11 protein-coding genes are annotated in these 12,620 nt (G+C 53.5%); all 11 read right to left on the reverse strand.

Annotated features, from left to right (window positions below; translation table 11 throughout):
* Positions 1-2 precede the first annotated feature (2 nt).
* From J0M34_05885 to J0M34_05935, 11 genes are read right to left on the reverse strand one after another with little or no spacing between them, the layout of a single operon-like run.
* On the reverse strand, positions 3-1,262 hold the full coding sequence (locus J0M34_05885) for an ABC transporter ATP-binding protein (GenBank protein ID MBN8543778.1): 1,260 nt from the start codon (positions 1,260-1,262) through the stop codon (positions 3-5).
* Positions 1,259-1,855 carry a gamma-glutamyl-gamma-aminobutyrate hydrolase family protein gene (locus J0M34_05890; GenBank protein MBN8543779.1) on the reverse strand — a complete coding sequence of 199 codons (597 nt, stop codon included), beginning with the start codon at positions 1,853-1,855 and terminating at the stop codon, positions 1,259-1,261. The genes J0M34_05885 and J0M34_05890 overlap by 4 nt, the downstream gene beginning before the upstream one ends.
* Positions 1,855-4,779, reverse strand: a complete 2,925-nt coding sequence (locus J0M34_05895; protein ID MBN8543780.1) for a hypothetical protein — start codon at positions 4,777-4,779, stop codon at positions 1,855-1,857. Before J0M34_05895 ends, J0M34_05890 begins: the two co-directional genes overlap by 1 nt.
* A complete protein-coding gene (locus J0M34_05900) occupies positions 4,776-5,591 on the reverse strand; it encodes a hypothetical protein (protein ID MBN8543781.1) in 816 nt (271 codons plus the stop codon). The genes J0M34_05895 and J0M34_05900 overlap by 4 nt, the downstream gene beginning before the upstream one ends.
* Positions 5,588-6,673 carry a phosphocholine cytidylyltransferase family protein gene (locus J0M34_05905; GenBank protein MBN8543782.1) on the reverse strand — a complete coding sequence of 362 codons (1,086 nt, stop codon included), beginning with the start codon at positions 6,671-6,673 and terminating at the stop codon, positions 5,588-5,590. Before J0M34_05905 ends, J0M34_05900 begins: the two co-directional genes overlap by 4 nt.
* A complete protein-coding gene (locus J0M34_05910) occupies positions 6,670-7,716 on the reverse strand; it encodes a CDP-glycerol glycerophosphotransferase family protein (protein ID MBN8543783.1) in 1,047 nt (348 codons plus the stop codon). Before J0M34_05910 ends, J0M34_05905 begins: the two co-directional genes overlap by 4 nt.
* On the reverse strand, positions 7,716-8,606 hold the full coding sequence (locus tag J0M34_05915; protein ID MBN8543784.1) for a methyltransferase domain-containing protein: 891 nt from the start codon (positions 8,604-8,606) through the stop codon (positions 7,716-7,718). The genes J0M34_05910 and J0M34_05915 overlap by 1 nt, the downstream gene beginning before the upstream one ends.
* Before the next feature lie 2 nt (positions 8,607-8,608).
* The gene (locus J0M34_05920; protein MBN8543785.1) at positions 8,609-9,424 is read right to left on the reverse strand and encodes a class I SAM-dependent methyltransferase; all 816 of its coding nucleotides are present in this window, start codon (positions 9,422-9,424) and stop codon (positions 8,609-8,611) included.
* Positions 9,425-9,430: 6 nt separating this feature from the next.
* A complete protein-coding gene (locus J0M34_05925; protein MBN8543786.1) occupies positions 9,431-10,732 on the reverse strand; it encodes an ABC transporter ATP-binding protein in 1,302 nt (433 codons plus the stop codon).
* Positions 10,732-11,514, reverse strand: a complete 783-nt coding sequence (locus J0M34_05930; protein MBN8543787.1) for an ABC transporter permease — start codon at positions 11,512-11,514, stop codon at positions 10,732-10,734. The genes J0M34_05925 and J0M34_05930 overlap by 1 nt, the downstream gene beginning before the upstream one ends.
* 1 nt (position 11,515) lies before the next feature.
* Entirely contained in the window at positions 11,516-12,607 is a 1,092-nt protein-coding gene (locus J0M34_05935) for an N-acetyl sugar amidotransferase (protein MBN8543788.1), read from the reverse strand.
* Positions 12,608-12,620 lie beyond the last annotated feature (13 nt).

Here is a 12,620-nt window from a genome sequence, read left to right on the forward strand (position 1 = left end):
CCTTATACCCATGCCGATATTTTAGAGGTTAGCTTCTGGCCGCCTGCTTGCCAGTCTGCATCGAAATGTACGAGTGGCGGGTCGCTCCAATTGGCGACAGCCATGCTGAGTGTGAGTGGCACTTCACCTAACGCTACGATGGTACCACCCATGTCGCGCAATGCGGGGAACAGCACATAATCCCCTACCCCGATTTCGCTTTTCGCGCTTGCTGCTGTAACGCTATGATTGCCTTCACCGCGTGGCGCGCCCAGCTCAAGCTCAAATGCGAAGCCGCCATGCTCAGTAACGCCCAAAACCAGTGGCTGAAGCTGCCCTGAAGGCGGCACCGTAACATCAAGAGCGAAGCCGAGTGGCTTACCCGTTTCGGTAACGAGTGCTTTGCCTTCATGGTCTTGGAAAGCAAAATGATTGATAACGCCTATCTGCTGCGTAACACCTAATGAGCGCAGCAGTTTCTGGCGCAGCGATGCTTGCGGTGTGAGCGTGGTTTGTGTAGCAATCTGTGCTTCATTCTGCAGCTCAGAGGTGCGCGTATTCATATAGCTGCGGTAATGTGCCAGCACCGCATCCGTCGGCCCGTCTTCGCGAACGATACCTGCATCCAACCAAATCACACGCTCACAATATTCTTTGATTTGGTCGAGCGAGTGCGAGACGAGCAATAAGGTTGTATTATCCATTAGGTTACGCATCCGCGCGGCGCATTTGCGCACGAAATATCCATCGCCTGCGCCAAGCACTTCGTCAATCACCAGCACACTCGGGTGAATGGCTGTTGCGGCGGCAAATTCCAACCGCGCACGCATCCCCAGCGAGTAGGTTTTTACAGGGTGATAGAGAAATTCACCAAGCTCAACGAAATCAACAATATCCGCCTCGGCTAAATCAAGCGCGTGTTTGGGCAGGCCATTATAGACCATGGCGTTACGAATATTCTCAAGCCCACTCAGATGGTCGTTAAATCCATAGCCGCGCTGCATGAGCGCCTGTGTGGAACCCACCACCTCGACACTACCACTGCTAGGGCGCGTATAGCCGGTGATGGTGCGCAGCAAGGTCGTTTTGCCAGAACCATTATGGCCAACGATACCAACACGCTCGCCCTTGCGAATGGTGATGTTGATATTCGACAGCGCGTGTTTGGTAGGCACGTTTTTAGTGCCCAAACCGAGATAGCCAAGCATTTGCCGCAGCGGACTACCATAGAGATGGTAGGTCTTGTTGACGTTCGCCAGCGTGATGATAGCGGGTGCGGTCATAACCACCCCTTCAACGTTTCGGCGAGCCACAGATTTGCCTCAGGCGGCATGGCGCGCTCTGGGTGCCACATAATGGCAAGCCACGGTAATTCGGCGTGCTTTGCGGCTTCGATAGAACCATCGCCGTGCATATAAAGCGCATTCAGCCCCGCCGCTAATGTTGTAATACCAAAATGGTGATAGCTATTCACAGTAAGTTCAGAACCATCAAGAGCACGCACGGCATGTTCGGTTGCGACATGCCCTTCCAGTTTCACCAGCGCACCACCCAAATGGTGCTGCATAAATTGCATACCACGGCAAACAGCCAATACAGGCAGCTTATGTTGCTTGGCGTAATTCAGCACGGCGGCTTCGGTTGCATCGCGCTCGGGCGCTGCGCCAATATCATTACCACCACTTAGCACCAGCAATTCAGGCTTCATGGCTTCCAGCGCCGCAGTTGCTTTCTCGGGGATGTTGGCAAGCGGCAGCATCGTCACGTCACGGCCAAGCAGTTTTGGCAATGTCGTAGCCCATGCCTGATCGAGCGCGTCGCGCTTTTCGCTGCGACCCTCCACACTATCCACGCGCTGTGTAATCACGACACGCATTAGATTCCTTCCATTCCCCATCGGCGCTGTGCGCCATCAATTTCCATCATCACGCCGCTTCGCAATTGACCAAACGCTTCCTCGCCGATGCCTATCACGGCGGGAATGCCGTATTCGCAGGCGCGAATGGCCATGTGCGAATTCGGCCCGCCATAGGCGGTGATAAGACCACAAATGCCGAGCGAAAACAAATAGTCAAATCCGGGGTCGGCATTGGTGATGGCGACGATTTTTCCTTCAACTGCCTCACGCGTAGCCGCTTCGCCCAACTTCAACAGGCATAAGGCGGCGCGTGCTTTACGGGTGGTAATGAAGCTCGGGTCGCTCGGTGGCATTTCGAAGGCATAGATTTCATCCGCCGCCATCATGACGGATGGCAACATCATCGCCCCCGCTAAACGATGGGCGCGGTAGCGCGACTGCGTTTCTTTGACGATACGCTCAGCCGTCGCATTCTCCAGCCACAAGGCAAGCGGCATAGCGGGTAAACGCTTTGCTGGAATGCCAAGTGCTTTGCCCTGCGCCTCAAGCGCATCGAGCGCGGCAGAAAGCAGCCGTGTGAATACGAACTTAGCGTATTCGCGGCCTGCAACGGCCTTGGCAATAAATGCCAGCATGGATTCCGCATCCAAACCAATATCCAGTGTTTTGAGAGCTTCATTGAGCGCGGCGGCTTCGTCTTTTGTCCACGTGAATTTTTGCGGGTGGGTCGTTTTTGCTTTGGCAATCACAGGGTCGAGGTAACGCTCCGCCGCCGCGCGATAGGCTGGCGTTGCGATATCATAGGTGCCAGGGCGCAAATGGCCAAATCGCGCAATGAAATCCGCACGTGTCATGCGGCCTTCGCGCACGTCAGCTGCAGCGTTGGTGAACATATGCCCCACACCTTCAATCGATTCCATGAGTGCAGCGGAACGATCGGCACTGAGTATATTTTTTGCCACGGCAGAACGTAGCAAGGATGCAGCCACAAACCCCGCACGCGCCAGATGCGCAAAGGTCAGTGCGCCTTTAGCAGTATGCGCCAGTGTTTGCTTCAGCCAATCACCTAAGGAATCGGTTGGCACTTCTAAGGCTGCGCATTGCGCTTCGAGCGTTTCGGAGACAGTCACGTCACTCGCCGTGCGGGTGACGATGTTGCGTGTGACACTACGCAAACCATCACGCCATGGGGTTGCATCGATTGTTGGATAGCGCGACTGCCATTTTGCAAAATCGAAATCGAGACAGGTTGGCAGTAATTCAAACTCCACCTTATCGTGCCATTCGCGATGCGTGTTCAACTGCTCTAACGCCGCATTTGCCAGCAGATCCGCCTGCTCTGTCGCCAGTGATGCGGGAATAAAGGAGTTCAGGCTGGCGCGCACATCGACAAATGCATGACCTGCGAAGTTTTGGATGAGCGGCGTGTTGCGCAGATCGCGGTAGCCGACTTCGTGGCGCTGCTGCGCCCATATCCCGTCCGTAATGATATGACGATATAAGTCAAGTGCCAGTGGCGCAGGCGTCACACCGACGATTTCGGCGGGGTTCCAATCGGCCATCACGCTCCACGCAGTGTGTGTGCCCGCCTGCCCTTTTGGCGGCGTGTCATAGGTTTGCAGGTGTTTGTGCAGTTCTTGCAGCGACTCGGTTACCTGTGCATCCACCCCGCGATCTTGATGCGTATCGTCAATCATCAGTGGGCGCACTTGCAAGGTGGTGACGGCATCGCGGCTATCCAGTGCGAATTCAATATCCAGCGCGTCATGGCACACACATTGCTCAATCTCGCGCACGGCGCGGAGTATGTTTTGGATGCGCGAGGGCAGCGCTGCAATCACCGATTCAGGCGCTGAGCGTGCTACATATTTCTTTACGTGTTTTGTCTGCGCACCTGCTGTAATCGCCGTGGTGTCGCCACCGAGTGCGTAATTGATAACGCAATAGGGCGCGCCATTTTCCAGCGTGCGGGTGAATACCACGCCGCTTGCCGCGACATCCGAAAGTTGAGGCTGCACCAATACTTCGTCCGCCGCATCATTGCCCGAATACGAAGCAAATACCTTCTCAATCGCTTTGCGAAGTGCATCGACATTAGGAGCGACATTTAATTCCGAGTGATAACGACCTGCATTGGCTTTGGTGAAACCGTCTTCGTCCGTTGCGCTGGAGCGCACAACGAGATGCGCCGTGCCCACAAATTGTTGGAGGATTGCGCCAATCACTTCATCTGGCGCATGGTGAAAATGCCTGCGCGTGAAATAGAATAACGGCAAAATGTTCGAGTGCGTGAGGCGTGATTGCAAACGCTCAAGTGTCGTTGCCTTACTACCCATCACGAATTTGGCGACCGAACGCCCATATTCCACATGCGCCCATTGGTCATGCGCGTTGAGTAATTGGTGCTCTAAATGCGCGAATAGTTTCGAAAGATGTGCGCGCGGTGATGATGCTGCTATTTCAATAGCAGCACGCTTAAACTCCTCCAAACGCGCCAATGGCACGCGTACCAAGCCTACGAATTCCTTATCGCCAATCATTTCGGGTGGGCGTGATTGCTGCACGCCCAGCGCATCATAAGTAACGACACATTGCGCCTCGGTAGCAGCCAATGCCTCGACCAATGCTGGGCGGATGAGAATGTCGGAATAAGCAATATACACGTCACCTTTTGGCGTGATTTCTTTAAGTGCCATAGCAAGCGAGGCAACCGCACCTGTTTCGCGCCATTGTGTGTTATGGTGATAGGTGAGCTTGGGGAAATGCTGCTGTACCAATTCCATGTCGTAACCACCGACGAAATGAATATCAGCACTAAGCTGCGCGAATGCATCGAGCTGCCAGTCGAGCACGCGGCGGTCGAGAGTGACGCGCTGCAAGCCGAAGGGTTGGTTGTCGTCGGGCGGTGCGCCGGCACCAAGGATAATGACATGCGCGCTCATAAAAACGCCTCACGCATAAATTTCAGGCGTAATCTGGGGTGCAGCCACAAATAGGCAGAGCGCGATGCTTTAGGTTGCGGGCGCGATGCTAGATTGCGCAAATCCGTTGCGTCGCCAATCGCTTTGATAAGTAGTTGCGCACGGTAATGCGGATCGAGCGCGTATAACAAAGCGCGGTAGCCCATGTCCTCCTCACGCGGATTGAGCATAGCGGCGAGCGATGGTAGTTTGGGAATGTCCCATTCATGTTGGGCAATTAAATCGCCTTCGTCGATACCTGCGCTCATGTAAAAACAACTTACACCAATTTTGTTGCGCAGTTTGACCGACCACAGCAAACAATCTGACCCGCGCACATCCGGCACGATACCAGGGTGAATATGCAATACGCGCACATCTGGTGCATTCAAAATCGCAGCAGGCAAAATGCCACCGTTGGTATATAAAAACGCCGTGTCGGTATGCTTCTTCATGCGCGCTTGCAGCGAGACATCGTCAAAATCACGCGCGCGGAAATAGGTGATTTCCTCGGCATAATCTTGCGGCTCCCACTGTGCAAAATAGTCGGTGGGCGTAACACCCGCCTCGCGCTGGATGTTCATGCATAGCTCGCGATAGGCTGCATTCTCCGACAGGAACGGTGCGGGCATCGTGCGCTTCATGGGCTTCAGGCGGGCGAGCAGCGAACATGCGCCAAAATCCACGAGCCATAGGTGCTTGGGCTTCAGCCCTGCGGCACGTAGATACTCGAGGTAGGTGCGCGAGGTGCTGCAGCTTCTATCGGCAATCACGGTGAGATTGATGCTTCTCATGACAACCTCTCTGCCACGAGTTGTTCAAGCTCCGCCTGCCATGCGGGGCGTGGATTTTTGAGCGTGCCACTCAAGGCCTTGATGACGGTGTTGAGGTAACGATAATCTTTTGTTTCGTCGAAGGCCTTCAGCAATTGTGCGAGTAGCATGGCTGCTTCTTCGGGCGTTGCAACATCCCCCGCAGGCTTCGTGCCCTTATACGTTTTATGCAGCGTGCCGACAATCTCTAGCTTGCGCGAGAGCATATCGAGATTGCTCGCGTCGAACAGTACTGGGCGCTTCAATAATTCGTTCAGTGTCACTGGTGCTGGTAATGTGCAAATCTCGGCGAGCTTACCCTCACGCTGCAACGCTTCGTAACGCGTATGGTCGTCGAGCGTATCCACTTCCAGCCAACCATTTTTAATCAGTGCGGGGCGTACGTCGAACCCCGCATCAATCATGCCTTGCAGGAAGCTCGTCATATACATGTTGTCGAAGTTCTTGGTGTCGTAGGTCGCGTTACGATCAAGCGCATCATAATGCGCAAGGACGCGCGATTGCGCCGCCGCCGAGAATTTCACCAGCCCGATATATTGCGCTTCGACCTCTTTTAAATCTTTTGGTTTTTTGCCGAGTTCGATGATACGCCCGTTATGCATTTTGAAGGTTTCAACATCGCTTGCGTAATTTTCCATACGCGCTGACCAGAGCTTCTCCCACCCCAAATCGGCGGTGATGGCAATGTCGGCTTGCGTGCTCAGAACGGTTTCGAGTACGCGAGGTTCATACACAATATCGCCGTAGCACATGAGTACATCCGCCGCGCCATCAAGCACATGGCGGGCGCGCATGAGCGATTCAACCATGTTGGTGGTGGCATATTCGGCGTTGCGCACCACGGGGTAGCCGAGGCCGTAGAGCGCCTCTTCATGATAGCCGCCGACAATCGTGATATCGTGAATGCCTGAGGCACGCAGTACCGAGATTTGGCGCATGAGCAGCGGCACACCGCAAAGCGGCACCATGCCCTTGGGGGATGATGCGGTGAGTGGCATTAAGCGGCTGCCGAAACCTGCGGCGAGGATGATGGCGCGGGTCATACGGCACCTCGCAACAAAGATTGCAAGACAGCGACCGATTTCGCGGCGCACTCACCTTGTGCGGCGAAAAGATAATCCGTCACAGGCTTCGTGGGTGATGCGAGGGATTGTTTAATCGCACTGATAATCTGCGCAAGCTCGGGGGCGACGACGGGCCCGAGTTTCTGGCGGTGGGCAATCTCAAGCGGCGTAATACCGGTTGATTGCCAATTGGGGTTAACGATTTTCAATCCCACATCGACGGACACGACAGGTTTGCTGCGCAATGCTGCGAATTCAAAACCAATGCCCGAATAATCACCAACCAGAATATCGGCCGTAAAAATTGCCGCGTCGCCCTCAAAGGGTGATTCAATGGTAATACCGTTTACGGCGCGAAGCGCATCAAGCACGGGCGCTTTATCAAGGAAGAAAAGTGGGTGCGGGCGCACGGTGACTGCATAACCTTCCGCTACACATGCCTCGGCAAGTGCAACGCCGCAACGGTCGAGCAGATTATCCTGCCCCCAGCTTGGTGCAATCAGCACATGCGGTTTAGAATGTTTGCTGCGCGGTTGCTGCAGCATTTTTTCATGCAGCACGTCGAGCTTACCATAGCCAACAGCATGGGCAGGCTTTGGCGTTTTGTTGATGGCGTTCCACTCCGCTACATGGTGCGCGCCTGCGGCGAGCAGCACATCGTACCCATCAAACGCATCGTCTGGATAAATCATATGCAGGCTGACAATCGAATGCGGCATATGCACGAAGTATTTTGCACGCGTGGGAAATATGTTGCGCTCCAGACCGCTGGATGCGGTCACGGCAATTTCTGTAGGGACTTTGGCGGCAGCAGCGAAGCTGGTACTCTGCGCTTTAATGCCCGCTTTTTTGTAAAGCGCGAGCGCCTCAGCACCCACACCCTTGCTGCAATCGCCAACGATGGCGACTTCTACCGATAATCCCGCTTTGTGGCAGGCGAGCGCGGTAGAGCGCGTCCAGACTTCATCGACGGGTGAAGAGCTTAAAAATACGAGCTGACGCTGTGCGCGCCTAAACCACATTACGCAGCCAGCCTAAAGACAAGTGTTGAGCGGCGGCGGTCACGCGCAGGCAGCGCGAATGGTCGGTTACGACCCATTTTCTTCACGGCACGCTTTTCATACATGCGGTACACAAGACCCCAATGCCACAGCAAATCGTGGTCATAGACATAGAGGCTATTGTCGGTTTCATCGGCACGATAGGTGAGCGTGAAGCCCGCTTTGGTAAACGCATCAATAATCGTTTCTGGCTGGCGGAGAATGAAATAACTGAACTCATCAAGTTGCGTGCGCAGCATAACACCAAGGGTTGGCACCACCGAATGATTGATGAGGATATGGCCGCCCGCATTGAGCGTGTTTTTCATATCGTTCGCGAACTTGTTCAAGTCCTTCGCGAACATAATGCAAGCGCGTGCGAATACGATATCGTATTTACGCTTAGCGAGGCTCGCCAAATCATGTGTGTTCAAATCATATTCAAACACATTCTCGAAGCCGTGTTCTTTCGCCGCATATTCAACAGTTTTCTTGTTGAATTCGGTAAGCGTAATTTTCGCACCGAGTTTTTCAACCTGCTTGATGAAGTGGCCATTGCCGCCCGAAATATCGATGAGGGTTTTGCCCGAAACATCCAAGCCCGATGGCTTCAAGTAATCACGAATGAATTCCTGACCCTCGCCCGCTGCCCAATTGATATGGGTGTTGTCGATGAAGTAATCATACATTTTTTCGTCATTGAGCGTGTTGCTCTTTTTCAAATCTGCGTAGGGCAGGAAGCCAAGAGAGTAGCATGATTTTTGTTCGCTAATCGCCGTGCCGCATTTCAGGCAGGTGTGCCAATGGCGCTTGTAGGTATCGAGCGTGAGAAATTCGTTTGAACCGCAGCTTGGGCAATTTCTGGTCGTCATGTCTAGTTCTTCCTGAAGAGATAAAGGTGGCGGGTACCGCGATCGGTATCGCGTTTGGATTCAAGGGTGAAGAGATCACCAAAAGTTTCAATCGCTGCATAGAACTCTGCATTGCCGACATCGGCCGAGTGCGTTTCAAACAACAAGCGGCCACCCTGCTCTAGATAGCCAGCGCAGCGTTCGAAATGTTCGCGCAGGGGTACGCGGTAGTTTTCGTCGTCTGTCCAATGCGTCGCGAAGGAGAATACGATGCTGTAGGGCTTCTCGAGTTTGAAATCCTGAATCTTGGTGGCGTGGAGTTTTACGCGATCACTGATGCGCAGATAGTTCGCGCATTCATTGCCGATTTCGATCATGTATGGGTTGATGTCGATGCCCTCAGCGTAGCAGCCCGTGCGGAATGATGTATAGAGCGCAACAAAGCCGCAATTCGTGCCAAGGTCGAACACGCGGTCATTGGCGGTGACGAGCTTGCCCAGTTCATAGGCATCAAAACGCTCTTCGGTGGAGCGTTCGCCGTAAATGCCCAAAATAGCGAGTGCTTGGTAAGGGTAGCCATAGAAGTAATAATATTTACCGTAGTCGACACGCTGACGTGCCAGAATATCCCGCACTTTGGCGTGAAGTTTGGGCAAGTCATGCACAAACCAGTCCGACGCTTCGTGCGTGACATGGTGGTTCATAAAACGCACCAGATTGCGTGAGGCAATATTCAGTGCGTAACCCGCACGGTTTAATAACGCGCCTACCGCCGCGCAACGCTGACGATAATGCGGTTTTAGCAGAATCTGCTTTTTAGCGTATTCGGTAAACATCATAGGTCCTTACGAAATTCGGAGCCTATATATCGGCTGAAACCCCTCATGTCTATGAAATGTCGAGGGTTTTACTGTAATTTTGAACGACCTGTAGAGCACATCAAGGCGGATCTGGCTTTCCAGCGTCGTCGCCAAGCAGGCCTGCGCGTCTTTCAGGCTGATGGTGACGAAATAATCCCCCGCCGCAAGCCCAATATGGGCGCGGGTTACGGTGACTTCGTGGGTCAAAGCATCACCAAACTGCACGTTGTCGTCGTAGTTCTCCATCACGCCGGTGCGTTTGCCGTATGCGTCCCAAAACGTTAACAGGTAGCGCAGGCTGTAATTGCCGGGCTTTTGCGCACGAAGCGCAATGCGGAAACTAAGCGCGTCGCTTTCACTGAGTTCAAGCGCATTCGTGCCCTGCCCGTTGAGCCACACGCCAGTCATCAACACATCGCCACGCCCTGGCCAACGAATGACCTGCTGCCCGCTATCTTCCAGCACTTCGTCGCCCATATTGGCTGCGACATTCTCGATAGTAACGCTTTTATCATCTACATCGTCGGTCTGCCAGCTTAGGCGCTCGAGAAACCCTTCATAGCGTTTGGTGACTTCCAGCGTTGGCCCGTCCATCACGACTTTGCCGCGCTCAATCCACACGGCGCGCTCACAGTAGCGGTTAATCTGGTCGAGCGAATGCGACACCAGCAGCAATGTGGTGCCATCTGCGCAAAGCTGTTCCATGCGGCGGGCGATTTTCTCCGACCAGTAAATATCGCCTGCGCCGAGCACTTCGTCGATAACAACGATATCGGCGGTTTGTGACGTGGCGACTGCGAATTCGGCGCGAATGCGCATACCGAGCGAGAGGTTTTTGACTGGCTGGTGAAAATAGTCGCCAAGCTCAACGAAATCTTCAATTTCCCAGAGTTTTTTGACCATATCGGCGTCACTCAATTCCAGATAACTCAAGTGCTGGCGTGCGTTTTCTTCGACCGTTTGTTCGAAGGAAAAACTTACCGAACCCGGCAGCAGGCAATAGACATTGCCATCAATGGTGAAGCGGCCTTCGGTTGGGGTAAAATCGCCCGCGATGAGTTTAAGTAGCGTGGATTTGCCCGCACCATTTCGACCAATCACACCAATACGCTCACCGCGCGCAATCGTCAAATTTACATTGCTCAGCGCGGCAACACTATGCGTACCTTTGGGGATGCGCGTGGTGCCATTTTTAATAACGCCGAACAGATATTTCACCGCTTGCCACGGATGGCTGAATACAGGGTAATGCTTGCTCACCCCCTCAATTGCGATGGCGGTAGTCATTAGAGCAAATCCAACATCGCCATGCGAGCACGCTTGAAGAGCGCCACACCAATCAGCAGCATAGCAACCGAAAGCCCCGTACCCAGCACGATTTCAATGAGCGGCGGCAAGGTATTCATGAGAATCAGATGCTGATTCGCCGAAACGAAATAATAAAGCGGGTTGAGATAAAGTAGCGGCTTAATCGAGTTAGGCACCATGTCTGGCGTATAGGCGATAGGGGTTACGACCAACATTGCAATCACCAGATATTGGATGATGAAGCTCACGTCGCGCATCACGAGGCCGAGCAGCGAAAGCAAGCAGCCAAGCCCGATAGAAAACATAAGCTGTACGATTGCCACGACAGGCAAGAGCAGCAAGTGCCAGCTTGGCTTGGAGAATGCGATGTCGCCAATCACGACGAATAATGTCGCAGGTAGTAGCACAATGTAGGAGACCATTACCGCTTTGGTGGGAATGAATTCAGCAGGGAAATTGCTGAACACCAGCTTGGCTTCTTTTTGCAGCGCATTGGTGGAAGTCGCCATGGCTTGCGAGAACGCAAGGAACAGCACGAGGCCAGAAAATACGTTGAGAACGTATTCAGCGCGCGAGAAATGCGGCACGCGAATATCGAAGATGACCGAATAAATGACTGCATAAAGCGAGAGCAGCAAAAATGGACCAAGGATAATCCAGAACATACCGAGCACGGTGCCTGCATGTTGCGCCCGCGCTTCAACTTTCACCGAGCGCAGCAGCAAACTGAATTGCGAAATAAAACTATCGAGTATCTTCATATTAGGTACCACCACGCGCGAAACGTCTGATCATGAGCGTTATAGGATTGTTCATATCGAACATCCAAGCGTTATTCGCAAAATCACGGTGTCGCGCTTTGGGCTGCGCCATCAATGCATCGAATTCAGCACGGGTAAAACCCAGTTTCTTGCAGATATACTCGATGTCGGATTCCAGTTCCTGTGGCTCATAGAGCGGCTTTTTAAGCGCTTCGAGCGCCTCATCACGCGTCATCGCTCCACTCACGATGAGGCTCGAAAGATGTGCCTTGCGTTTGTCGAAGCCCCAGCGCGTGGGTAAAATATATTCTTGGAAAAAGCGCGTAAAGCGCGACTCACCATGCTTGCGCGCATAGCGGCGATACCCATACTCAGCCTCGAGTTTCGCAATGGCAGCGTCTTTGTCGTATTTCAGATAATTAAGTAGCGGCACAAACCGCACCTTGCGAATAAAAATCGCTGTGAGCAGCTCAAGCGGCGAAAGGAATGGGTAGTGCTTCAGCTTTACCGTGCCAAAGCGTTTATGAATCGCCCGCACGCTTTTACCGTCGCGCTTATCATGCACCCATGCGGTGGGGAGGATAGATTCAGTACGCACATTCGTACCCGCCAGAATCGTAGGCACACCGTGTTTGGCGGCTGTCTTATATAATGTCGCAATAATCGCATGGTCGGCGACGCACTCAATATCCACCACGCCCGCTTTTAGATAGGCGCGCTGCATGTCGCGAATTTCGTCCCACTGCAAAACATTGGTAACGAGATCAATATTCAAGCGCTTAAGCAGTTCGGCAATGTTGCTCACGGCGAGGTCGGAATTCCACCCATTATCCACATGCACGGCAAGCGGGCGTAACCCCAGCTTTATGGCCTCCACCGCCAGTACGGACGAGTCCGCTCCACCAGAAATGCCTAGTAAAACGTCGTAACGCTTGCCTTTGCCGCGCTGTTTCACCCATTCGACGCATTCTTTAAGCCTCGCGTCGGCCTCAGCATCAGGCGGGACATCCTTGGCCAGCCTAGCACTGGCGGCGATGCAGTGGTTACAACCCTCCGCCCCGAAGAACACGATGTTCGGGTCGGTGGTGTCCATCACACAGCGCTGG

This window comes from Alphaproteobacteria bacterium (genome assembly GCA_017302575.1).
In the GTDB taxonomy this organism is placed as follows: domain Bacteria; phylum Pseudomonadota; class Alphaproteobacteria; order Rickettsiales; family UBA3002; genus JAFLDD01.